This window comes from Streptomyces sp. W16 (assembly GCF_033194735.1).
Classification (GTDB): domain Bacteria; phylum Actinomycetota; class Actinomycetes; order Streptomycetales; family Streptomycetaceae; genus Streptomyces.
In genome coordinates this window covers 1-24,646 of sequence record NZ_JAWOAI010000088.1, presented here as the reverse complement: position 1 = coordinate 24,646, position 24,646 = coordinate 1, and the positions used below count along the sequence as shown (strand labels likewise).

Annotated in this window: 14 protein-coding genes and 3 pseudogenes; 9 read left to right on the top strand and 8 right to left on the bottom strand. The window is 67.7% G+C overall.

Going from position 1 to position 24,646, the window contains the following annotated elements; genetic code table 11:
• A pseudogene (locus R6V09_RS14650) lies at window positions 1-198 on the bottom strand (biotin transporter BioY); the annotation flags it as partial.
• Window positions 199-611: 413 nt separating this feature from the next.
• On the opposite strand from R6V09_RS14650, the gene R6V09_RS14645 reads away from it, so the two are divergent.
• From R6V09_RS14645 to R6V09_RS14615, 7 genes are all read left to right on the top strand, one after another.
• Window positions 612-1,826, top strand: a complete 1,215-nt coding sequence (locus tag R6V09_RS14645) for an ROK family transcriptional regulator (protein WP_317881833.1) — start codon at window positions 612-614, stop codon at window positions 1,824-1,826.
• Window positions 1,827-2,050: 224 nt separating this feature from the next.
• Window positions 2,051-3,121 (top strand): ABC transporter substrate-binding protein, encoded by a 1,071-nt coding sequence (locus R6V09_RS14640; protein WP_317881832.1) that lies wholly within the window; start codon window positions 2,051-2,053, stop codon window positions 3,119-3,121.
• Window positions 3,122-3,126: 5 nt separating this feature from the next.
• On the top strand, window positions 3,127-3,990 hold the full coding sequence (locus R6V09_RS14635; RefSeq protein WP_317881831.1) for an ABC transporter permease: 864 nt from the start codon (window positions 3,127-3,129) through the stop codon (window positions 3,988-3,990).
• Entirely contained in the window at window positions 3,966-4,685 is a 720-nt protein-coding gene (locus R6V09_RS14630) for an ABC transporter ATP-binding protein (protein ID WP_317881830.1), read from the top strand. The genes R6V09_RS14635 and R6V09_RS14630 overlap by 25 nt, the downstream gene beginning before the upstream one ends.
• Window positions 4,686-4,911: 226 nt before the next feature.
• Entirely contained in the window at window positions 4,912-6,246 is a 1,335-nt protein-coding gene (locus R6V09_RS14625) for an LLM class flavin-dependent oxidoreductase (RefSeq protein WP_317881829.1), read from the top strand.
• An 18-nt stretch (window positions 6,247-6,264) separates the two neighbouring features.
• Entirely contained in the window at window positions 6,265-7,155 is an 891-nt protein-coding gene (locus tag R6V09_RS14620) for a TauD/TfdA dioxygenase family protein (protein ID WP_442810051.1), read from the top strand.
• Window positions 7,156-7,305: 150 nt separating this feature from the next.
• Window positions 7,306-7,947: a superoxide dismutase gene (locus R6V09_RS14615; protein ID WP_317881827.1), complete on the top strand. Its 642-nt coding sequence runs from the start codon at window positions 7,306-7,308 to the stop codon at window positions 7,945-7,947.
• A 159-nt stretch (window positions 7,948-8,106) separates the two neighbouring features.
• On the opposite strand, the pseudogene R6V09_RS14610 reads toward R6V09_RS14615, so the two are convergent.
• Both R6V09_RS14610 and R6V09_RS14605 read right to left on the bottom strand, forming a co-directional pair.
• Window positions 8,107-8,211 (bottom strand): annotated as a pseudogene (locus tag R6V09_RS14610) (DUF397 domain-containing protein); the annotation flags it as partial.
• Window positions 8,212-8,531: 320 nt separating this feature from the next.
• On the bottom strand, window positions 8,532-8,939 hold the full coding sequence (locus R6V09_RS14605; protein WP_317881834.1) for a hypothetical protein: 408 nt from the start codon (window positions 8,937-8,939) through the stop codon (window positions 8,532-8,534).
• 353 nt (window positions 8,940-9,292) lie between these two features.
• Between R6V09_RS14605 and R6V09_RS14600 the strand changes: the two are divergent.
• Window positions 9,293-9,984 (top strand): annotated as a pseudogene (locus tag R6V09_RS14600) (tyrosine-type recombinase/integrase); the annotation flags it as partial.
• Window positions 9,985-10,027: 43 nt separating this feature from the next.
• On the opposite strand, the gene R6V09_RS14595 reads toward R6V09_RS14600, so the two are convergent.
• The 5 genes from R6V09_RS14595 to R6V09_RS14575 form a co-directional block, all read right to left on the bottom strand.
• Entirely contained in the window at window positions 10,028-10,495 is a 468-nt protein-coding gene (locus tag R6V09_RS14595) for an SUKH-3 domain-containing protein (protein WP_317881826.1), read from the bottom strand.
• 5 nt (window positions 10,496-10,500) lie between these two features.
• A complete protein-coding gene (locus R6V09_RS14590; protein WP_317881825.1) occupies window positions 10,501-17,403 on the bottom strand; it encodes a polymorphic toxin-type HINT domain-containing protein in 6,903 nt (2,300 codons plus the stop codon).
• Between the two features lie 66 nt (window positions 17,404-17,469).
• Complete coding sequence (locus R6V09_RS14585) at window positions 17,470-20,883, bottom strand: LamG-like jellyroll fold domain-containing protein (protein WP_317881824.1); 3,414 nt, start codon at window positions 20,881-20,883, stop codon at window positions 17,470-17,472.
• 432 nt (window positions 20,884-21,315) lie between these two features.
• Window positions 21,316-21,924, bottom strand: a complete 609-nt coding sequence (locus tag R6V09_RS14580; protein WP_317881823.1) for a histidine phosphatase family protein — start codon at window positions 21,922-21,924, stop codon at window positions 21,316-21,318.
• Window positions 21,921-23,363, bottom strand: a complete 1,443-nt coding sequence (locus R6V09_RS14575) for an FGGY-family carbohydrate kinase (protein WP_317881822.1) — start codon at window positions 23,361-23,363, stop codon at window positions 21,921-21,923. Before R6V09_RS14575 ends, R6V09_RS14580 begins: the two co-directional genes overlap by 4 nt.
• A gap of 71 nt (window positions 23,364-23,434) precedes the next feature.
• Here R6V09_RS14575 and R6V09_RS14570 point away from each other — a divergent pair, with 71 nt between their 5' ends.
• Window positions 23,435-24,475 carry a 2-hydroxyacid dehydrogenase gene (locus R6V09_RS14570; protein WP_317881821.1) on the top strand — a complete coding sequence of 347 codons (1,041 nt, stop codon included), beginning with the start codon at window positions 23,435-23,437 and terminating at the stop codon, window positions 24,473-24,475.
• The last annotated feature ends 171 nt before the right edge of the window (window positions 24,476-24,646 follow it).

Genomic DNA, 24,646 nt, shown 5'->3' with positions numbered 1-24,646 from the left:
GGACGTGCCGACGAGCAGCGCGGCGAAGGTCTGGCCGGTGACCGGGACCGGGGAGCCCGGCACGGGCACGGAGAGCTGGGCGGCGAGGCCGGTGAGCGCGGCGCCGCCGAGCACGAGGGCGATGTCCCGGACGCGGGAGGCGGGCAGCAGGTCGGCGAGGACCTGTCCGGGGCGGGCGGTGGCGACGGCGGTACTCAAGGGGACTCCGCAGGTTGACGGGGGTACAGGGGGACTCCGTGACGCTATCCCAGGGCCCTTCGGCCGATCACCGTCAGCGCTCGACAAAGGCTTCGGCGCGGACTTGGTGGGCTCCGCACAAAGGCTGCCCGTTACACGCGCTCGGGCGTGATGCCCATCACTCGGACCCCGTGCCGTCTCGCACACCGGTCACCGTCTGGGCAGCGGTGCACCGTTTTGCTAGCTTCGACCGCATGGTTGCCCAGGCCCGGAACTTCGCGTCGCGTCGCTATGTCGACCTGCGACGCCAGGCCGCGGCGACCTGTTACCGCCCCTGAGGCGGGCGGAGCGGATCCGGTGCGCCTCGACGCGTCTCCTCGTGAGACGCACAAGACGACGGCGCACTGTCGGACCCGTTCCCGAGGAAGATCCCCATGCCCCGTAACGCGGCACCTCTTCTCCGCTCCCCCGTACCCCGCGCCGCCGACAGCGAGCGGCGGCGGACCAACGCGAGTGTCATCCTGCGGTCCGTGCTGGAGCACGGGCCGGTGGCCCGCTCCACCATCGCCCGGCTGACCGGGCTGTCCCCCGCGTCGGTGACCGACCACTGCGCCCACTTCGCCGGACTCGGCCTGATCCGTGAGTCGGCCACACCCGAACGGTCGGGAGGTGTGGGCCGGCCCCATGTGCCCGTCGACCTGGACGACTCACGGTTCATCGTGGGCGGAGTCCATGTGGCCGTGCCCTATACGACCGTCGCGCTGCTCGATCTGCGGGGTCGGGTGGTCGCCGAGCGACGCATCGGGCACGACACCACCGACCCCTCACGGGTGCTGGCGCGAGCCGCCGAAGGGCTGGACGCACTGCTCACAGAGGCGGCGGCCGGGGCCACACCGCTCGGGGTCGGAGTCGCCGCCGGCGGCTGGGTGGACCGGGACTCCGGGACCATCGTCGAGCACCCGCTGCTCGGCTGGCGCGATGTGCCGGTGCGCGAACCGATCGGCGCCCGCACCGGGCTCCCCGTCCATGTCGACGGCCACGCAAGGGCGTTGGTGAACGGGGAGCGTCTCTTCGGGCGGGCCCGCGGCAGCCGCAGCGTGCTGCATCTCTTCGTCGGCAACGTGGTCGACGCGGCCTTCGCCACCAACGACGAGGTGCACCACGGGCCCCGCTCGCAGGCCGGGGCGATCGCGCATCTGCCCCTGCGCGGCGGCACCGAGCCGTGCGACTGCGGGCGCGTCGGCTGCCTCCAAGTCGAGCTGAGCGAACGGACGTTGTGCCGGCGGGCCCGGGAGGCCGGGATCGTCGACGGGGTGAACCCGACCCATGTCGTGGCCGCGGCCGAGCGCGGAGACCCTGTCGCCGTACGGCTGTTGACGCAGCGGGCCCGGATGGTCGGGCGGGCGGCCGGGCTGCTGCTCGACATCCTCAACCCGGAGACGGTGGTCGTCACCGAGCTCGGGGTCATCCACCGCGAGGACTGCCTGCGCGCGCTGCGCGAGGAGGTCGGTGACGCGCGTGCGTCCGCTGTCGTACCGACGAGTTTCCCGGATTCCGTGCTGGCCGTGGCGGGCGGGGCGGTGATGCTGGACGTGCTGTTCCGGGATCCGTTGAGCGTGTCATCGAGCGTTTCACCGGGGCGTATTTAATTCAGAAACTCGGAATATTGACAAGGGGCACGCATGACCGGGAACATCCTGCTCATGAGCCTGCCGATGAGTTGTCGCACTTCTTGTTGCTGACCCGCTGAAGCGCCCCGAGCGCCGGCCTCATCCTGCCTGAATTCCCTTCTCGTGCTCGTCACTCTTTTCGCTGCCGGGAATTCTGCCTGCATTCCCCAGACTTTTCATCCGCTGAATCAGGGAGCCCTCCCATGCCCAATTCCCGTGCGCCCGGCGTCGACCGGCGGCTCTTCCTCACCTCCGTGCTCGGTGCCGCCGCGGGCATCGCCGGCCTCAGCGGCTGCGCCACGAGCAGTGCCGCGGCCTCGAAGTCGGGGGCCGGCCTGTCCGCCCCGCTCGCCGAGAAGGTGCCGTCCGGCACAAGCCTGAAGATCTCCTCGTACCTCAACACCCAGCAACTCCAGTTCAAGCTGGCGAAGTTGCCCAAGTTGCCGTTCACCGTGTCGAGTTGGGTGAACATCGGGGCCGGTCCCGATGTCATCAACGCGTTCCGCGCCAAGTCCCTGGACCTGGCCAACAACGCGGGTATCCCGCCGATCCAGGCGCACTATCAGGGCTTCGACGCGAAGATCGTCGCGATCAACGTCACTCGCAAGCCCAACTACCTGTTCGCCACCAAGCCCGGCAGCGACATCCGCACGGTCGCCGACTTCAAGGGCAAGAAGCTGGCGTTCTCCCAGGGCCAGGCCCAAGGGGTCGTCCTGCTGCGGGCGTTGAAGGAAGCGGGCCTGAAGTACGACGAGGTGAAGCTGGTCCCGCTCACCAGCAACCAGTTCTTCACCGCCCTGCAATCCGGCCAGGTCGACATCGCCCCGCTCGCCAACAGCCAGGCGCCCGCGTACCTCAAGCAGTACGAGGCGAAGGGCGCCCGCGCCATCACGACCGACGTCGTGGACCTGCTCAACCTGCTGTGGGCGCCGACCGCCGTACTGGCCGACTCTTCGAAAGCCGCCGCGATCGCCGCGTACATCCCGCAGTGGGCGCAGGGCCAGGTCTGGCAGTACGAGAACCCGGACACCTGGAACGAGGAGTTCTACGTAAAGACCCAGAACCTGACCCTCGCACAGGCCCAGTCGGTCACCGCGCTCGCCAACAAGCCCTTGTTCCCGCCGAGTTGGGACGAGGCCGTGAAGTGGGAGCAGGAGACCGCCGATCTGCTGGCGGAGGGCGGCTTCGTGAAGGAGTTCAAGGTGGACTCGCTCTTCGACCGGCGCTTCGAGTCCATCGCGGCGAAGGCCGTACAGGCGGAGTACCGGAAGTGACGGCCATGACAACCACGACGAGCACGACGAGCACGACAACCAGCGTGCGGGGGACCGCCGTCGAGGAGAAGACGGCCGTCCCCCGCAGGCGGCGCCGCGGCCTCGCGCCCGGCAAACGTCTGCCCGCCTCCCGGATCATCGGCCCCGCGCTCTTCTTCGCCTTGTGGGCCGTCGCCTCCGCCGCCGGACAGCTGGACCCGGCCGCGATCCCTGCGCCCTGGACGGTACTGCGGACAGCCGGCCGGCTGTGGACGTCCGGCACGCTGCCCACCGACGTGCTGACCTCCCTGGAACGCGCCGCCTACGGCTTCGCCCTCGGCCTCACCGCCGGTGTCGTCCTCGCGCTGGCCGCCGGTCTGAGCCGGATCGGCGAGGCCCTGATCGACGGAACCGTGCAGCTCAACCGGGCCATCCCCACCCTCGGCCTCATCCCGCTGTTCATCCTCTGGCTGGGCATCGGCGAGACCTTCAAGATCGCCATCATCGCGATCGTCGTCTACATCCCCATCTACCTCAACCTGCACGCCGCGCTGTCCGGCATCGACCACCGCTATGTCGAACTCGCCGAGGTCCAGGGCCTGTCGAGGCTCCAGTTCATCCGCCAGATCGTCATCCCCGGCGCCCTGCCCGGCTTCTTCGTGGGCCTGCGCCTAGGGGTGACCGGCTCCTGGCTGAGCCTGGTGGTCCTGGAGCAGATCAACGCCACCAGCGGCCTCGGTTACATGATGTTCCAGGCCCAGAACTACGGCCAGTCGGACGTCATCCTCGTCGGCCTGCTGATCTACGGCGTGTTCGGTCTGGTCTCCGACAGCGCGGTCCGTCTCGTCGAACGGAGGGTGCTGTCATGGCGCCGCACACTCAGCAGCTGACCACGGCCGTTCCCGCGGTCCAACTCCGGGGTCTTACACGGTCGTTCGACGGGCGCACGGTCCTCGACGACATCGATCTCGACCTGCCCGCCGGACAGTTCACCGCGCTGCTCGGGCACAGCGGCTCCGGCAAGAGCACGCTGCTGCGGGCCATCGCGGGCCTGGACCACGAGGTCGTCGGCAGCGGCCAACTCACCGCTCCGGAAAGGGTGTCGGTGGTCTTCCAGGACTCCCGGCTGCTGCCCTGGCGCCGGGTCCTCGACAACGTGCTGCTGGGCACGGACGGCAAGGAGGCCGCCGAGAAGGGCCGCGAGGCCCTCGCCGAGGTGGGCTTGAAGGGCCGTGAGCGTGCCTGGCCGAACGAGCTGTCCGGCGGCGAGGCACAGCGTGCGGCGCTGGCTCGGTCGCTCGTCCGTGAGCCTGAACTCCTGCTGGCGGATGAGCCGTTCGGGGCGTTGGACGCATTGACGCGGATTCGGATGCACGTGCTGCTGCGGGAGTTGTGGGAGCGGCATCGGCCCTCGGTGCTGCTGGTCACCCACGACGTGGACGAGGCGATCGTCCTCGCCGACCGGGTGCTGGTGCTTGAAGAGGGGCGGATCGGGCTCGACTTGACCATCGACCGTGAGCGTCCACGTGGTGAGTACCGGTCGCGGTTGCTGGCGGCGCTCGGCGTGACGTCGGACATTCGGTGACCGTCGGCTGCTCGTGCCGTCTGCCGGGGGCTGCGCCCCCAAACCCCCCTCGGCCCTGAAGGGGCCTCGTCCTCAAACGCCGGACGGGCTGGATTTTGCCGGCCTGCATCCAAAGGTCGCCCGCCGCGCCGGATGTTGGCGGCCTGTGTCGAAAAGTCGCCGGACGAGCTGGATAAAGCCCCCTGCGCTCCAAAGTCCCCTTACCTGTCCATCGCAAAGGACACCCATGCCCCGCCAACTCCACCTCAACGCCTTCCTCATGAACACCGGCCACCACGAGGCCTCCTGGCGCCTCCCCGAGAGCAACCCCTACGCCCACGTCGAGCTGGACCACTACATCCATCTCGCCCGGATCGCCGAACGCGGCACCTTCGACTCGCTCTTCCTGGCCGACGGACCGCAGTTGTGGAGCAACCTCGCCCAACGCCCGGCCGGCGCCCTGGAACCGCTCACCCTGCTCACCGCACTGGCGACGGCCACCGAGCACATAGGCCTGATCGCCACCGCCTCGACCTCCTACAACTCCCCCTACAACCTGGCCCGCAAGTTCGCCTCGCTCGACATCATCAGCGGCGGCCGGGCCGGCTGGAACATCGTCACCACGGCCGGTGCCGAGGCAGCCCGCAACTTCGGACTCGACCACGAGCCCGCGCACGCGGAACGGTACGCACGGGCCGCCGAGTTCCTCGATGTGGCGCTGAAGCTCTGGGACAGCTGGGAGGACGACGCGATCGTCGCCGACAAGGCGGCCGGTGTGTGGGGCGACGACGCCAAGATCCACCCACCGCGGCACCAGGGCACGTACTTCAGCGTCGAGGGCGCCCTCAACGTGCCCCGCTCGCCCCAGGGTTACCCACTCCTGGTGCAGGCGGGATCAAGCGAGGACGGCAAGGCGTTCGCGGCCCGCTACGCGGAGGCGGTGTTCACCGCACAGCAGACCCTCGCCGACGCGCAGGCGTTCTACGCGGACCTCAAGTCCCGTACGGCGGCGGCCGGTCGGGACCCCGGGCACATCAAGGTGCTGCCCGGCATCGTCCCGGTGCTCGGCTCGACGGAGGCCGAGGCGCAGGCCAACGAGCGATCGCTCGAAGACCACATCGTGTACACGCACGGAGTGGACCGCTTGGAGCACCTGCTCCAACTACCGCCCGGCACCCTGGAGTTGGACGCCCAACTGCCCGCCGATCTCCCTCCCGAGGACGCCATCGAGGGCGCGAAGAGCCGCTACACGCTCGTCGTCGAACTCGCCCGCCGCGACCGGCTGACCGTACGGCAGCTGATCGGTCGGCTCGGCGGCGGACGCGGCCATCTCACCTTCGCAGGTACACCGGAGCAGGTCGCCGACGCGATCGAGACCTGGTTCACGCAGGGCGCCGCCGACGGCTTCAACATCATGCCGGCCGTCCTGCCCTCCGGCCTGGACACCTTCGTCGACCACGTCGTCCCGCTCCTCCGCTCCCGTGGCCTGCTCCGCACCGAGTACGGCCCACGCACCACCCTCCGGGAGCGCTACGGCCTCCCCCGCCCCGCCAACCAGTACGCCCAACCCGCCCTCGTCTGAAAGGACTTCAGCATGTCCATCGAGATCGAGATCCAGAAGGTCACCGCGCACATCGGCGCCCGCGTGTCGGGCGTGGACATCAACAAGCCGCTCGACGCCGAGCAGGTCGCGGCGATCCGCGAGGCCCTCAACGTCCACAAGGCCCTGGTCTTCGACGACGTACACCTCGACGACGAGGGCCAGGAGGCCTTCGCCCGCCACTTCGGCGACCTCACCACCGCCCATCCCACCGTGCCCGCCGTCGACGGCGCCCCGAACGTACTGCCCGTCGACAGCGAGCGCGGCCGGGCCAACCACTGGCACACCGACGTCACCTTCGTCCTCAACCCGCCCCAGGCCAGCACCCTGCGCAGCATCACGGTCCCGCCGTACGGCGGCGAGACCCTGATCGCCAGTTCGGCGGCGGCCTACCGCGACCTGCCCGAACCCCTGCGCACCCTCGCCGACACCCTGTGGGCCGAGCACACCAACGACTACGACTACGCCGTACCGGACGAGGAGGTCGACGACGAAAAGGCCGCCCAGCGCGCCCAGTTCACGTCGATCAAATTCCGCACGGTCCACCCGGTCGTCCGAGTCCACCCGCTGACCGGCGAACGCGGCCTGTACATAGGCGGGTTCGCGCAACGGATCGTAGGCCTCTCGACCGCCGAGTCCCGCAAGATCCTCGACATCCTCCAGGCGTACGTCACCCGCCCCGAGAACATCCTGCGCCACCGCTGGTCCCCGAACCAGCTCGTCCTCTTCGACAACCGCATCACCCAGCACTACGCCATCGACAACTACGACGACCAGCCGCGCCGCCTCAACCGCGTGACCGTCGCCGGTGACGTCCCGGTCGGCATCGAGGGCAAGGAGAGTTACTCGATCGAGGGGGACGCGTCGCACTACACGTCGGTGGCGGAGTAACCACACACCCGAACACCTGAGCCCGCGCCGGATCCGATCCCGCCCCCGAAACGCCCCCGCGGTCCACCCGCGGGGGCTTCTTGTTGCTAACCTGTACTTGCAAGTAAGTTGCAATAAGAGTTCCAGAGGTTCGGAGGGGATCGATCCGCCATGCCCGTCTACACGCTGCCCGACCTGCCCTACGACTACTCCGCGCTCGCCCCCGTGATCAGCCCCGAGATCATCGAGCTGCACCACGACAAGCACCACGCGGCCTACGTCAAGGGAGCCAATGACACGCTGGAGCAGTTGGCGGAGGCGCGCGACAAGGAGCAGTGGGGCTCGGTCAACGGCCTGGAGAAGAGCCTGGCGTTCCATCTCTCCGGACACATCCTGCACAGCATCTACTGGCAGAACATGACCGGCGACGGCGGCGGCGAGCCCCTGGAGGCCGACGGCGTAGGCGAGTTGGCGGACGCGATCGCCGAGTCCTTCGGCTCGTTCGCCGGTTTCAAGGCTCAGCTCACCAAGGCCGCGGCGACCACGCAGGGTTCGGGCTGGGGCGTCCTCGCCCACGAGCCGCTCAGTGGCCGCCTCATCGTCGAGCAGATCTACGACCACCAGGGCAACGTCGGCCAGGGCTCCACCCCGCTCCTCGTCTTCGACGCCTGGGAGCACGCCTTCTACCTCCAGTACAAGAACCAGAAGGTCGACTTCGTCGAAGCGATGTGGCAGGTCGTCAACTGGCAGGACGTGGCCCGGCGTTACGAGGCCGCCAAGTCCCGTACGGACGTACTGCTCCTGGCCCCCTGAACCCCCGCGCGGAGCGTCCTGCCTCGTGATCGTCTTCTCACCTTTCACGCGGGCAGGCGGATGAAAGGGGAGGCCCTCGCGAGGATGTGACTCGCGAGGGCCTTCTTGTACATCAGACGTCGGGGGGCAGATGGCGGATTCCCCAGCCTTCACACCCGCCACGAATGCGACCCATTCGCCGGGCGTATAGAACTGGGTGTCGCCGTGAGGATTCTTGCTGTCACGGACAGCACGACCGCCGCTGCTGGTACGCGCGACTTCCACGCACTCATCATCGACCAAAGGCCCTTGCACAGTCGGCCTGGTGGTGCGAATTCACGGCGCGCAGCGCGCGGCAACGACATTCAGGCGCGCCGCGCCGACACCGCTGAACAAACCCTCGTAAGGCCGGAGAGCCCTACACGTTCACCGCGAGAGCAGGCGAAAGACAGGTCGAGTGGAGCGCTCGGCCGGTTGTCTTCATGCCCGTCAACTGGGCTTGAGTGGGCGGAAGTTCACTTCGCTCGGGAAGCGCACTCAGGTCCTTGCGGCGAAGTTCGCAACGTGCGAAGCCTGACCTCCCTCCCCAATCAACAGCCCAGTGGCTACGGCGCTTCGTCTCCATTCTGCGCATGCTCGAAGACGTACCGCACGAGCTCTCCGTCCTTCTGGGGAACCGCCAGGTCGAACGTCCCGTCAGCCGTGGCGAGTTCGTAGCACTCGAACTTCGGGGCCATCGGCACCTTCACTCCCGTGGGCTTGAGCGAGAAGGGTAGCCGGAGGCTCGCGCTCCGGTCTCCCCGACGATCGCTCCAGCGCGGCTCCTCATCCAGAGCGAGACTCAGGAACCCCTGCCTGAGCCTCGCGATCTGCTTGCCCTTGCCGACCGAAGCCATGGCAACCCCGGCGATACTCTTCGTGTACCCCACGACCAGAAGAGCCTGCCCGTTCCTGAAGTCCTCAATGTCCTGCGCGAGCGTGCGCCGCCGGATCCACGTCCAGCGCAGCAGCACGTCCAACGCCGTCTCCGTGCCTGCTGAACGCCGTGCCGCCTTCATTTCCCGCCCCATCGATTCCTCACTCCGCTCCTGCAATCGCCGGCCATCGCACGACAACTGTGCGGGCCGCGCGGTCGAACTGGCTCACGTGGTACGAAGCCCGGCTCTTTTGACATCTGCGACCGAGATGTTCACCACAGAGAGCGCCAGGAAGCCCCAACGATCGAACTCCCGAATGAACGCGTCCCTCCATGAGCGCGCGGCAGCATACCGTTCGAAGTTAGCCGAACAACTCGCAGCCCAAATACTCGCTTACCGACTTCATCCACTCCCGCCTGGAAGCAGGAGGCCACCTGATGACCACGCCCCGCAACCAACCCCTCTGCTGCGCCGCCGAAAGTGCTGCTCCAGGCGACTCTCGCCCCTGACCCTCGCCTACGTGCACTCCGTGCTCAAGTCCGCCCTGGAGCACGCCGTCCGCGAGGAAGAGATCCCGCGCAAAGTCACCCGCAACCTCCGCACCGGCACACCTCACCCCCGACGCTTCGACCCCCTCACCGCCGACGAAGCCCGCCGGCTCCTCACCAAGCCCAGGGCCACCGCCTGCACGCCCTGATCGAACTCGCCCTCCACACCGGGCTCCGCAAAGGAGAACTCCTCGGCCTGCGCTGGGAAGACCTCCACCTCGACGCGGGCACCGCCGCCATCCGCCGCACCAGCACGGGCGGGCTCACCACGCTGCCGACCAAGACGCGGGCGCCGAACGCTGCATCGCCCTCCCCACCCCCTGCGCCCAGCCCCTTAAGCTCCACCACGAACAGCAGTAGCAGCGCGAACGTGAGGTCGCAGGCCCCACGTGGCAGCGCAACGGACACGTTTTCACCACAGCGCAGGGGGTAGACCGATCGACCCGACCAACCTCACCCGCACCTTCAACACTCTCCTCCGCAATGCCAGCCTCCGCCGCATCCGATTTCACGACCTCAGGCATTCCACCGCCACCTTGCGTACCCCCCGTCCGCTGATGTTGCCGTCAGCTACTGCCGTCAAACGGCATTGAATTCGAATGAACCCAATTTCAGCAAGGCGGCGGCGCATCGTCCTCACCGAAGCGTCCACTCACCCAATGAGATTGGACGGACTCCAGCCTTCATCATCGAGAACATCGCATTGCAATCTTCTCCATATTGGTAGACCGATGAATCGAACCCTGCATAGAAACTTCCGCTACTTCCCGAATATACGGTCAGATGGAAGCTGTCCACTCCAATCGGAAACAGAGCGGTGCCAGCTACCTCTGCGCATCGGCGAGCCACGTCCGCATCACGGGTCGTGCACACGGGAGACGGATCGAAATGCGTCCAGCTTGAGATTCTCTCTCCAGCGATAACGAGATCTGGACGGTGGTCGATCTTCAGGTCGAGATATTCGCCCAAGAATCTCATTGCCTCCTCATGACAGGCGAAGCCCACACGCTCCAGACCTGCCACGATGGCATCTACTTCACGGCGCACCCCAGCCACCTCCCAACCAAACGAGCTGAGAAATTCCAATAGCTCCGACTCGCGCATTCTTCTCACCTCGATAGGTCTGTTGCTCCGCGTCGAACAAGAACACTCTGGCAGGATAGGCACGCCGCTTCCGGGGCGCCCGTTGCACTGCGAACGGTCAAGAATTCTATGTCGCTCAACCGTAGCGAGCGTCCGACTTGATCCTCGAAATCGGCTCCATGTTCGGCGATGAGGGTATTGCAAGCCCGAATCTCTGCGCAGTTATCGGCTCCACGGCCGGCGATCTGCCCACCATCCGCGAGAGCGGAATCCATCTCGGGCTCGAAATAGGCTGGGCGGGACGAATGTCCAGAGTGGCCAGTGGAAACCATATCTGTACCCCGGAACCGAGCTGCTGCGCTCATCGTGGCGTCCGCAGGCGCCGATTGCGCCGCCGCTCTAGCCTCAGCTCCGCAATTGTGAACGAGGACCGGAGTGGCCCCAGCCAGCACATAGTACGTGTGCGTGACGTCGACGGTCAGGTCGTGCGTGAGGTGATGGTGGTGCCAGATCTTGACGGCAGACACCGTAATAGCTGCGCCTGAAGCGGATCGAAGCTGCATGCCGGGCTTGATATCTCCGGCATCGAGCCACGCTCTGCTCGATTTGATCCAGAAGGGATGGGTCACCGTCGCCGTGATCTTCGACGGCTTGCCGCCCTCGACAACGGTGATGGTGGTGAAGTCCTTGTCGTCCTTCGTAGTGATCAGTTTCTCGACGGTGCGAGCCTGAGTCTTTCCGGTCTCGGGATCGGTGGCCCGGACCTTGTCGCCGTGCTTGATGTCCTTGATCTGCTTCTCGTGGCCGTCGGCCATGAGCACCTTGGTCGCGGGCAAGAAGCTGTGGTTGCATCCGCTGGCACCGCTCTTGGGCGCGGCGGTGTCCGCGCGCTCACCACCCTTGGACGCGCCGGAGGCAGCAGTTCCTTCAGCCGCGTTGTCAGCCGCCCTGGCGCCGGACCCAGTGGCTGCCTTGGAAGCGGCGGCCGTTTCAGTTCCTTCGGCGACAGCTGCCGCCCCCGCACCGGCGATGGCCGACGTTCCAGCAATGACGGCGCCACCTTCGCCGATGACGCCGACCGCTGCCCCGGCTGCGGCGGCACCAAGACTGCCCGCTTCGGCACCTGCGGCGAAGCCCTCGGCGCCGGCGACGAGGACGGCTCCACAGCCGCCCGCTGTCGCGGCGACGCAGGCGACCACCGCCACGACGACTGCAACTGCAACGACAGCGGCGATCACCGGGTGCTGCTGAACGGCGTGATAAGCCTTGTGGGCGATATGGGACACGTGGCACGAGAGGGACCAGCCGCAGCTGTGGTGAGAGCTACCGCCTCCGCCTCCACCGCCGTGATGAGTGCCGCTGTCACTGTTCGAGCTGTCCGAGGTCGACGGCGCGGGCTCGGCTTTGCAACCGTCTGAATAGCAGTTGGGGCCGTCCCCGGGGAGCATGAGACCGCTGGGGTCGCTGCCCGTGACCGGGTTGTCAGCCGCGTACGTGTAACCGTCGATCTGCTGAGCGTCGGTCAGTTCGAGGACCGGGTCGTCGGAGACGAAACGGCCGATCGTCGGGTCGTACTCGCGAGCCCCCAGGTGGGTGAGGCCGCTCGTGGTGTCCTGGATCCCGTTGACGAAGCCCTTGTCGCCGAGCCAAGTTGAGGATGCGGGCTGGGTACCGCGGGCGTTGCCGAACGGGTCCAAGCGGCGTCGCGTTGCCGTCTGAGTGGTGGCGTCGACGGCCGTCTCGGCCGTGTCGTGCGCGTCCGTGACCTGCCACTGGAGGCTGCCCGTGCTGGTACGGACGGCGATGGTCTGACCGCCCCAGCTGTAGTAGCGGGTCCCGGTGGTCGTGCTCGTCCCCTTGGCCAGGTGCACCTCGGTGTCGCCCAGATAGAGCGTCGTGCCGGAGGCATCACGGGAGAGCAGTCTGTTGCCGTCCGCGTCGTAGAGGTACGAAGCCGATGTGCCGTCCGCGTTGGTGACCTTCGCGAGATGGCCTTCGTCGTCCCAGTCGAGCGTCTGCCTCGTGCCGTTGAGAGTCCGGGTGTGAGTGTTGCCTGATGCGTCGTACTTGTACGAGTTGGTGGTCGTTGTGCTGCCCGTGACCGTCGACGACGAGGTCAGCGTGTGCGGCTGGTCGGCGCCGGCCGGAGGGTAGAAGTAGGACGTCGTTGTGTCCGCGCCGCCGGAAGTCGTCGCGTGGTCGGTCTGCGTCTTGCGGTTGCCCAGGTCGTCGTAGTGGTAGCTCTGCCAGTACGGTGCCGGGCCGCCGAGAACAGCTGTCGCCGGGTCGGCGGAGCAGCCGTCCGTCGCGGTCCACGCCTCGGAGAGGCGGTCGTGGCCGTCGTAGCGGTAGCACTGCACGTCGTCGGTGGCGTCGGCGTGTGTGGCGACCTTGGTTGGGTTGCCGGCGTCGTCGTAGCTGTAGGACGTGTCCTGGACGGGTGCGGTGTGCGTGTCGTCCGTGACCAGTTCGCGCTGCAGGCGGCGCGTACCGTTCTCGTAGGTGTTGGTGATCTGGAGCCACTTGGCAGAGTCGGCGGAGGAGACCCCCAACGTGACCTGGCCGACGTCGCTCAGCTTGGTGTAGTTCGTGTTCTGTACGTAGCCCGTCGCGCCGGAGAGCGTCGTCGGCATGCTCAGGTCGTTGTAGCCGTACTCCAGAGGTTCGGAGGGGAGGCCACCGGCCGCCGGGTCGGAGGTGACCTGGACGGTGCCGTCGAGGTTGTAGCCGATCGTCGATGAGTAGGTGCCCGCCAGCGCCTCTTCGCCGGTGACGGAGGGGATGACGACCCGGGTGACAGTGGGCCTGTACAGAGAGTCGTAGGCACCGACTTGGCTGATGTAGGCCTTGCCCGAGGTGCCTGAGCCGCCGACGTAGCGGATCGACGAGGTGGGCTGCCCCTTCACCAGGGAGTCGTAGGTCCACTTGGTGAGCTGGTGGTCGGTGTCCTGGGTGGTGCCGTCGTACATGCCCGTCTTGCGGCCCAGCGCGTCGTAGGTATAGCTGAGCGTCTTCTCGTCGCCGGTCCCCATGGCCGTGGTCGTGGAGGTGACCTGGTCCAGCTCGTTGTACGCGGTCTTGGAGGTACCGGCGTCCGGGTCCGTGGAGGTGGTCTTGCGGCCCATCAGGTCGTAGTCGTACGACCAGGTGTTGCCGTCGTCGTCGACGACCTCGTGCAGACGGCTCTTCGCGTCGTACCTGTACTTGATCGACGTGTACGAGCCGGACGGGGTGCCGTTGTCGTACTGGCGGGTCTCCGTGGTGCGGCCGAGGGTGTCGGTCAGGGTCGTGGTGGCTATGCCGCCGTTGGGCGGAGTGACCGTGGTGCGGTCGCCGCCGTATACCGTCGAAGTCGTCCAGCGCTTGGTGCCCACGGCGTAGAAGTCGGCCGTTGTGGCGTGGCCGGCGCCGTCGTACGTGGTCAGGGTCTGGGACGGGACGATCGAGGTGATGTTCGCCAGGCCTCCGGACGGGGAGGTGGTGTCGGTGTAGTCGGCGTTGGATTCGACTGCCAGACCGCGGCTGTCGTACTTCGTCTCCGCGATCACCCGGCCGCCACCGGGTGCGGGGGTCTGCGTCTGGCGAGGCCGCAGCATCGCGTCGTACAGCGAGTACGTGGTGTCGTACGTCGTGCCGTCGTTGTTGAGCTTGCCGGTGGAGACCGCCGAAGCGGCGGTGTTGGAGATCGAGTAGCTGTAGACAAGGCTCGCCGACTGGGGTGCGGATTTGGATCGGTTGGCCAGCCAGAGGGCTGTCACACGGCCCAGGCCGTCGTACGAGTAGTCCGTTCTCCTGTTGTTCGGGTCGATGACCGAGGTGGCGCTGCCGCGTGCCGGGTCGAAGTTCGTCGTGGTCGCGTAGCCCTTGGCGTCCGTGGTGACCGTGCTGGTGAGCGGCCCGCCCGTGGCCGGAGTGTACGCGGTGGTGCTGACCGTGTTCTGGTCGGCGTCCTTGACCGAGTCGACGCGGCCCTGGGCGTCGTAATGGCTGGTCGAAACCGTCTGGTAGACCGGGCTGCCGCTGCTGTACGAGGACAGTCGCTGGGTGGAGGTCTCGTCGCCGAGTGTCGGAGCGGTTCCGTACGACTGGCTGTCGTAAAGGGTGCGTACGTCCGAGATCACGTCGTCGGGGCGGGTCGTGGTGGCGGCGCACTCGACATCGACGGTCTCGACCCGTACGGGGAAAGCCATCAGCCAGTTGGTGATGTTGTTCGCGAGTGTTGTACGTGTGCACTGCTCATCGCCGGTGACGGCGGTGTCGCCCGCGTCGTCGACCGTCTTGGCCGCACCGGTCGTGTCGTCGTACGTCGTGGTGACCGAGGTGTTCCGGGTACCGCCCGAGGAGAGGTCCGTGCGGGTACGGACGGTCAAGGGGCGGGTGAAGGTGGCGTTGCGGGTCCCGTCCGTGGCGGTCTGGTGAATCCATTGGTCGGTGATCGTCCCGGACACCTCGGTGCTGCCGTTGTACGTGATCGACTCCCGGACGTTGCCCGCCAGCGGGTCGGAGTCGGTGACCGAAGTACCCGTGGAATCAGTGACCTTGGCACTGCGCGTGGTGCCGTCGGACTGCTTGTCGCCGTCCATGCCGCGGAAGTAGGTGGCGACCGTCTTGGTTCGTGTGGACTGTGCGTTACCCGTCGTCGTGGTGACGCTGCCGTAGCCGCGCCACTGCGACCAGGTCTTGCGCTTGGCGGGAGCGGTGACGTTGTCGCTGTCGTAGTGCCAGGCCGGAGAGCCGTTGTAGGTGTAGTCGGTCTCCTTCAGCGGGGCGCCGCCAGTCGGGTCCGACTCCGTGACCTGGGTGACAACGTACTTGTGGAACCAGTCCAGTTGGGGGTCCGCCGTGAACGGTGGCTGCCAATACGTGGGGAAGCAACGCAGGTTGTCCGAGTCCGGGCTGCTGGGCATGGTGGTGCCCGCGACACACTGGGTGTCGGAGTAGTTGACGGCGAGCACCGAGCCGGTCTCCGAAGTGACCATCCGAACCCGCCACTTGACCAACGCGGCGATGTCGTCGTGTGTGGTGTCGACCCGGTTGAAGAGCTGGACTCCGTCGAAGGTAACCGGCGGCATGGCTGTGGTCGAACCGTCCTTGCCGGTACGGGTGATGGACTTCAGCCACAGGCCTGCGGATGTGCCGTCGCCCGGATCGGGGAAGGAGTGTGCGAGCGTCCAGCTGTCGACATCCCGGTAGGCAGGTGTGGACGGGCTCGCGTCCCAGACGCTGGTCGTGACGCCGGTCAGGCGCTTGCGGGAGAAGAACGTGGGCCCGCTCGCGGTGCACACCTTGCCCGAGGCGCAGACCTGGTCGAACGGCACGTCCGGCCAGTGCGCTGCCGTGGTGGAGGTGAGCGAGGAGCAGTCCTCGCTGCTGGTCACCAGGCAGCGTTCGGCGGTGCTGAAGGTGACCTTCTCGGGGGCGGTGCCGAAGACGGTCGAGGCGGTGATGCCGTAGTCGATCCGGCTGAGGTAGCCGCCCCGGTCGTAGGCCGTGCCGTTGTCGGTGGTGGTCCCGTTCTTGGCGTAGTAGTTGCTCTCCTTGGTGTACCAGTACGACATCGCGTTGCCGTGCGGGTCCACCACGTAGTCCAGGTTCCAGCGCCACGCCTGGGTGAGTGCGCGGCCGGAGAACGACGTTCCCTGGTCGTATCCGGGTTCGCCCGAGTCGTCGCCGAACACCGGGACCGTGTCTGTGGAGTTGGTGACGGCGGCCCCGGTGGTCCAGCCCGGGAGGCGGTTCTTGCCGAAGACGTACTGGATACCGTCCTGGGTGGTGACGGTCCAGTACTCGCCGTCGTTGTCGCCGTTGGTGGCCCCGGTGGAGTGGACGACCCGCTCGCCGTCGTCGGTCTTGGGGTGCCACTCGCCGGAGCTGGCCTTGATCAGGGGGCTGGACTTGCCTCCCAGGACCAGGGTGGCGTTGTCGTTGGCCCAGCACTCGTCGTTCTTGCCGCTCTGGCCGTCGTCGTCGCAGGAGTCGTACGAGCGCTCGATGTAGGAGGTCGAGAGGTCGAAGCCCTCACCGGCCCAGGACGGTTGGTTGTTGGTGGATGGCAGGCGGCCGTCCACATTCTGCGCGTCGTACGTGATGGCCAGGTTGGGGGCCGGACCGCCGTTGGACGGGGGCACTGACAGCGGATACGACCAGGTGAAGTCGCCGCTGGAACCGCCCGCGTTCCAGGCTGCCGACGGGTTGAGGGACGTTGCCTGGTAGGAGCCAGCGCCGGACTTGGCGTCAGCGGTCGCAGCAAGGGCCGTTACCGCGGAGGCACTGACCGAGGTGGTGGCCGTCAGGGTGTGGTGCTCGATGTCGTTCTGGGTGGCCACGGGCGTTGTGATCCGGCACTTCTTCAACGCTGGGGTGGTCAGCGCGCAAGCGGGCAGGCGCACCAGAGAGAGCCGCGAGGCGTAGTCGCCGCCGTAGGCATTGGCGAAGCCGGAGTAGTCCAGGGTCAGCCGGGTTCTGCCGGTGGTCTTGTTCCCGTCGGCACGGACCAGGGAGAGCACGGTGCCGTGGATGCCGAGGTCGGTCGCGGTGTTGTGCGCAGCCACCCGGACCGCCACCTTGGCCGGGGCCACGCCGGTGGTGGGGGCGCTCAGCTTGAGCGGCAGTCTGCCCACCGCGGTCGTCTTGGCGAGGGTCGTCCTGCTCGCCACGGGCAAGGTGACAGCGGATGCGGTGGGCCAGACCGTGGCCTTCGCGAGTTCCGTGGCGGTGCGGGCGGCGGCCGCTTTGGCCGGGTCATTTTTCGCGACGCTCTTGGCCTTGAAGGCCACCGCGGTGCCGTTCTTGACGGTCGGCGCGTGCACGGTGTTGTGCCCGTGCCGCTCGGTCGCCCACACGGCAGGGGCGGTGCCCAACCCCGCCGCCACCAACGCGCCCGCTGTGACAGCGACGACCCACAGCCGTGTCCGCCGTAGCCCACCCATGACTGCACTCCCCGTTTGTTGAAGGTCTGTCGAACCCATGCCGGCGCTTGTGTGGCTAGTCCGCCGCTACAGCGGCTGAGGCAGTTCGTTGACGTACATCTGGTCAATGGCGGTGTCGGACGTCACGCCCGTCCACACCCGTACGTCATCCACGAGGCTGTCGGCATAGTCGCTGTACGCACCCGTGCTGATGCGTCCGCGACCGATGTTGAAGGTCCCGGTGGCTTGCCAGGGGGCGTCGAAGACGATGCCGTCGCCGGTGTCGTTCTCCGTGTCGGTGTCGCCCTGGGCGCCCTGGCGAGTGCCGTTGACGTAGAGGAACAGCTGATGGTGGGCACCGTCGTAAACGCCCGTCAGGAATGTCCATTCGCCCGGATCGACCAGTTGGGCCGAGGCGATGTCGGCCGGCACCTTGACGACGGTTCCCGTAGTGGCGTCCGCGGTGGTCCGGCCGAAGACCCACATGCCCTGCGTGGAACCCGCAGCCTGGTCGTACCACAGGCCCCACGAGTCGCGTACACCACCGGATTGAGTGGCGATCCTCATGTGATGGGCCACGGAGGTGTCGGACAACGTCGTCGCGTCGAGCTTGGCCCAGGCTGCCACCGTGAAGTCGCCCTGGGAGTCCACGATCGGGCCGGCGGCGGTGGCGTTGGCCGTGGAAGTCCCGTTCAGGGAAAGGACGTTGCCTCTGCCTCCGTCGATGTCGTCGGTCCAGCTGCCGCCGGCGGCGACGGTGGCAGCATGGCCGTATCCGGAGGAGTCGGAGGCGCTGGTATCCGAGGTCTCGTCCAGACCCCACTCGGCGACGAGGGCGGGCTGCGCCTGACCACTGGTTGCGTCGGTCATCGCCTCCAGGTCGGCGATCTCCTCATCGGACAGGATCCGGTTCCAAGTGGTCACATCATCGATCTGACCGGGGAAGTAGTCGGTGAAGGCGCCGCCTGCCTGCCCCCGCGCGATCTGCAGTCCGCCGGTCGCCTGCCAGGGGGTGGTGAAGGCGACCGGATCACCCTGAGGTACACCGTTGACGGACAGTTGGATGGTCTGTTGCTGCGCGTCGTACACACCCATCAGATGAGTCCAGACGCCGGCTCCGGGAGTCATGGTCGAGATCGAGCGAACGATCGTCGGCGACGCCGAGTCGGAGGTGTACCGGTTGAAGACCCACGCCTGGTAGGCCGTCGAGTAGTACAGGGCGAACGCCGATCCGTTGGCGCCGGACTGGGCCACGGCGACGGCATTGTGGGAGGTACTCGTCAGTCTGGCCCAGGCGGAGACGGTGAAGCTCTTGGTCGTGTCCAGTGCCGAGGACGTTGTGGCCGCGTACGCCGAAGTCCCGTCGCCCTGCAGCGCCTTGCCCAACCGCGCCTTGCCGGTCCAGGTCGCCCCGCCGGCGAGACCGGCGTCCTTGCCTCCGACGGAGTCGGCCGCCGTGGCACCGGTGCCCTCGTCCATCGACCACTTGCCGACCGGCCCGGCGCCCGGCGCGACCTTGAAGAAGTAGGTGTAGCTCCGCGACGGGTTCCCAGCCGAGTCCCAGGTCTGGACGGTGAGGGAGTTCACTCCGCGTACGTCGGGAACGAGGGTCTGGGTGAAACTGGTGGTGGCCGTTGTGAATGTCTTGGTCCGCACCGGGTTGTCGTTCAGTTGGTAGGTGTACTTGACGACGTCGGACGCCCCGTTGGCCTTGAACGTGAACGAGCCGGGCACACCCACTCCGTCATAGGGGGTGCACACGTCGGGCGTGTCCGGGGTGGCGCATTCCCCGTACGCCGACGAGTCGATGTCCGGGGGCACGGGTTTCGTCGAGTCGATTTTGAACCAACACCCGGAGGACCAGCCCGAGTACATGTACCCGGTTGCGCCGTTGAAGGAGTACTTGTACTGGGTTCGGGCGCGGAACCAGTACGTCTGCCCGTCGGTCAAGGTCCCAGTCGTCCAGGTCCCCGCGGTTCCGGAGGTCGTCCACGCGGACGGACTACCCGAACCGGCCGACGGGTCAGTGGTGTTCGGGTCGTACTTGTACACCTCGAAGTTCGGCCGCAGTGTCGACTGCGAACCATCCGCGGACTTCGGCGCGGCCGTCAGCGTGGGCGTCTTGTCCGAGATGGCGACAGCGGTGGCCTGGGTCGAGGCACAGGCAAGGTTCGGGCTCGACATCTTCACGCCGGTCGGAGTGCTGGGCTTGGACACGAAGGTCACCGACAACTTGGGCTTCTGATCCGACGGTGAGGCGAACTGTTTCCAGGCGACCGCGTCACCCTCGTCGCCGGCCCGCAGGCCGAGCGTGGTGGTCGCCGTCGCCTGTCCCGCGGTGTACTTGACCGCGTTCGTCGCGTCGAACTCCACGTTCCCGCCCGGGCAGGAGGAGGAGTAGCCCTTGGCGGTCGTCACGGTGTCGACATGCGACGACCAGGACAGCGGTGTCGACCACGTCGTCGACGACGAGATCGAACCGGTACGCCACAACTCCACTGCCTTGTCGGTACAGTTCGCCGACCACACCTCCAACGCGGTGAAGGACGCCGACAAGATCGTCTTGTGGCCCAGAGCGTGTGTGTCGAACTGGTACAGGGAGCGTGCCTTCTTGTTGTCCACCCACGCGTCGTAACCGACTCCCAGAGCGTGCGAGGTCTTCCAGAAAGACGTTCCCGCGGCGCTCGACCACAGCGTCGTCCACCCCGACAGCGAGGCGCTCGTCGTCTGGGGGTCGAGCACCACGGGGTAGGTGGTGTCGGGGTCGTCGAGGAACGACTGATCCGGCTTCAGGGTCAGTGCGTCGTCCGAGACCGTCACGTCCATCACCGTCGCCTTGGCACCTGGAGCGGGGCCGTCCAGCACGTTCTGGTCCGCAACCGCGGCTGACGTCCCCGTAACGGCGTGCGACACCTTCGAGATCGCAGCCGCTGCCGCACTCACGCCCGGCTCGGCCGCCGTTGACGAGTCGTACATCACCGCGTTGCCCGTGGTGAAGACGGACCTCCCGCGAACGTCCAGGAACGCCGCTCCGCCGGTATGCGTGTCATATGCGGAGAGGCCGTCGACCGAGACGGGGAAGCGGATACTCGACAGATCCGCGCTCTGCGCCGCAGCCCGGGACTTCACCACAAGGTTCTCGCTGAAGCCGTCCGGTGTGGCTTGCACGACCAGGTCTGTCCCGGACATGACATCCGAATAGGTGGCCGTAGATCCAGACAGTGTGGGCACCGGCAACTTCCACGGCGAACTGACGCTGTACGTCTTGCCACCCTGCACGATCGTCGCGAGGGGAGTAGTCGACCCACCCCGGGAAAAGGTGATGTCCGCCGCAGCCGCCTTCGGCGCCAACTCGCCGGAAGGCGTTACTTCCAGGGCCGTGTCGACGGGCACCCACCCGGAACCCTGCTTCACCCGCACCGGCTCCGGATCGAATTCGGCCGTGAAGGTGCCATCAGGCCGGGCCGTCACCAGTTGCGTGGGGGTCGTTTCCTCGCTCACCTCGACAGCCGAGCCGGACTCGGCGGCTTTCTGCGACGCGAACGCTTCGGGAGACAGATCATCGGCACTGACGTTCGCCGGCGAAACGCCCCGAGCATCCGCGGCAACCGCATGAGTGGCCCCAACTCCCAGCGTCTGCACGATCAGAGCCGACGCAACCAGCCAACCCCGGCCGCGCATCGTACGCCTGACGTGCCCTCTGGCACCGACAGAACGACGCACCCCAGCCCACCCCATAGCCCCCACCCCGTACTCACAGGTTCTTTACAGCCGAGTGATCGAACCTCACGGGATCACTTCACGTCAACCATTTACCAACAGGAGCGAACTGACTGAATCAGGCCGCAAGTTGACCTCGTTTCAGTAAACGAAAATTCAAGCGCCCCCCATGGAAAACCCATGAACGGTCAATAAATGAACAGAGCCTGCTCCCTACACACAAGGCACGTTGAATGAGAGAAGAGCATTCTCCCCCTGGCTCATGCGAATTTCGGACACCGCCGCGTTCCGCAACATCGGAAAAGTGCGCCGGTACTCACTGAGCGGAATCGACAGCAACCGACACAGAACCAAGCGGAGCAGCGTGTTGTGGGCGACGACGAGAACGCGCCCCCCGGAATGCGCGGCGGCGATGCGCTGCAGGGCGGCCAGACCGCGCGTCGCGGCTGCCGTCGGGTCCTCGGACTCCGGGAAGGGATGCGCCACCGGGTCGGCCCGGAAGGCCTCTGCCGCACCGGGGTCCTCCGTCGCGAACTCCGCGAGCGTACGGCCCTCCACCACCCCGAAGTCGCATTCGCGCAGGGCGGGTTCGGTGTGCGGGACGAGGTTCAGGGCGCGGGCGGCGGGGGCGGCGGTGAGCACGGCCCGGGACAGCGGGGACGTCCAGATCGCGTCGACCGGATGCGCGGCGGCCCACCGGCCGAGGGCCTCCGCCTGGGCGACCCCCACCTCCGTCAGGGCGACGTCACTGATGCCGGCGTAGCGGTTCTCCGCGTGCCAGACGGTCTGGCCGTGGCGGGCCAGCAGGAGGGTCGTGCTCATGAGTCGATCGTGTCCTGGTTCAGGCGGGTGCGGGTGTGTGCGGCGACCGGCGTCGGCAGCCAGCCCCGTGTCTCCAGTTCGTCCACCAGCCGAGCGTACGGCTCGACGAAGCGGGCCGTACGGGACGCGCGGGGTTCGAGGACCGTGCGGATGCGGACCATGCGGTCGGCCACATCCGCCAACGCCCTGCCCGTTCCCGTCCCGTAAGCCGCCAACACCGCCATCCCCAGGGCCGGTTCGATCTGTTCCGGCACTCGGGCCGGGCGGCCGAGGATGTCGGCGCGGAGCTGGTTCCAGTACGCGCTGCGGGCCGCGCCGCCCGTGAAGGTGAGCGGGCCGTCTATCGGGGCGCCGAGGTGGTGGAGGTAGTCGAGGCACAGCCGCTCGGTGAACGCCACCCCCTGGAGCACCGCCGCCCAGCCGTCCGCCTCGGAGGCCGGGGTGCCGAGCGTGAAGGCGGTGGCGTCCGGGGCCAGGAAGGGAAAGCGTTCGCCGGGCGAGGCCAGCGGGTACGTCACGACGCCCGACGGTTCGTACTCGGCCGCCCGCTTGTCCATGTCGGCCGGATCCGCCCCCACCGGCAGCGCGCCCGCCCCCACGCTCGACGCCCCGCCAGGCAGCCAACTCCCGTCCGGCGCACGGTGGTTGTAGACCACCCCGGCGCTGTCCCGGACGGGCCTCGCGGACGCCCCCTTGAGGACCAGCGTGGTGCCGAGCACCGAGTTCCAGGAGCCTTCGGACAGCGCCCCCGAGGCGATCTGCGCCGCACAGCCGTCCGTCATCCCGGCAATGACCGGCGTACCGGCGGGAATGCCGGTAGCTTCGGCGGCGGCCCGGCAGACCTCTCCCAGCCGCGTACCCGGCCGTACGACCTCCGGCAACACGTCGCCCAAATAGGCGAGTTGGGACGGCCAGCCCTCGCCCTCCGCGTCGTAGCCCGTCTTGAGGGCGTGGCTGGAGTCGGCCGGAACCGCCGTCCCGCCCGTCAACCGGGCGGTGATGACGTCGGGCTGATGGGTGACCCGCCCTCCCCCGTACGCCTCCAGCAACCACAACACCTTCGGCAGCGCCCAGCTCGTCTGCATCCCGACCCGCGCCGCCTCCGCCACCGCGCGCCCGTCGTCGTACATCACCCCCGGCGTCAGCGGGCGCCCCTCGCCGTCCGTCAGCAGCACGGTCCCGGAGGTGCCGCACACCGCGAGCCCGCCGAGCCGTACGCCCGCTGCCTCCTGTCCCGCCACGGCCGCCCGGGAGGCGGCACACACCGCCTCCCACCACTCCCCCGGCTCCTGCTCGTGCCGCACCCCGTCCCGGCGTCCGGTCAGCGGAGCGGTGCCGGCGCCCAAGACCCGCCCGTCGCCGGTGACCAGCAGCGCGCGGACGCTCTGCGTCCCCAGGTCGATCCCGAGCCACGCCTGACCGTCACCCTCGAACATCATCCGGACCTCCCACAGGGGTTACGCATTCTGCGTTCCCCGTTCATCGTGGCAAAGAGGGAGGGAGCCCCACGATGACCGAGACCCTGCGTGTCGTCGCCGCCGGTGACCATTTCGTACTGCCGTCGCTGATCACGTCCGCGATCGCCGAGGAACTGCGCGAACACCCTTTCACCGTCAGTGAGTTGACGCTCGGCTGGCCCTTGGAACCCTTCGGGCCGGTCGCCGAGGTCGAGGAGGCGAGCGACGCCGAGGACGAGCTGATCGAGGCCCTGCGGAGCAGTCGATCCCAGGTCCTGGTCACCCAGATGGGCCCGGTCACCGAACACGTACTCACGACCTGCCCCGATCTCCGGCTGGTCGTCGTGTGCCGGGGCGGACCCGTCAACGTCAACCTGGAAGCGGCGAAGGCCCACGACGTACGGGTGTGCTTCGCCCCCGGCCGCAACGCCGCCGCGACCGCCGAGTTCACCGTCGGCATGATGCTGGCCGCGCTCCGCCGTATCCCGCAGGCGCACGAACTCCTTGCCGGGCAAGGGAATTGGGAGGCGGGGGCCGCCTACTACACATACGAGCACAGCGGGCTGGAGCTGGAGGACCTGCCGGTCGGGCTCGTCGGATACGGCGCGGTCGGCAGCCGCGTGGCCCGCGTCCTCTGCGCCTTCGGCGCCCGCGTGATGGTGTACGACCCTTATGTGCACGGCGAGATCCACGGACTGCGCGTCGCGACGCTGGACGAACTCCTGCGCCGCTCCCAGGTCATCACCCTGCACGCGCGCCTGACCGCCGAGACGCGCGGCCTGATCGGCGCCCGCGAGCTGGCGCTGCTGCGGCCCGGCGCGGTGGTGGTGAACGTGGCGCGGGGTCCGTTGCTGGACGAGGACGCGTTGTGCGACGCCCTGGAGAGCGGCCAGGTGTCGGCAGCCGCCCTGGACACCTACACACACGAGCCATTGCCCGCCGCATCACGGCTGTTCGGCCTCACCGACAGGCTGGTCCTCACCCCACACCTGGGCGGCGCCTCCCGCTCCGTCGCCGAGAAGGCGGCACGGATAGCGGCAGAGGAGGTCGGCCGCTGGGCACGTGGGGATTCACTCGCACACCAACTCGGGTGAGAGCCCACCAACTTGGTCTGTCCCCACGCGCCGGCCGAGAGGGCGCCGTAGGGGCGCGCCGGTGTCGAGAGCCCCAGCGCGCGGAGGCGCGCAGCGCCGAGCACGGTGGGGCTCTCGACACCGGCTTCAGGCGCCCCGAAGGCGACCGAACCAAAGGAGGTGCGCGCGGCG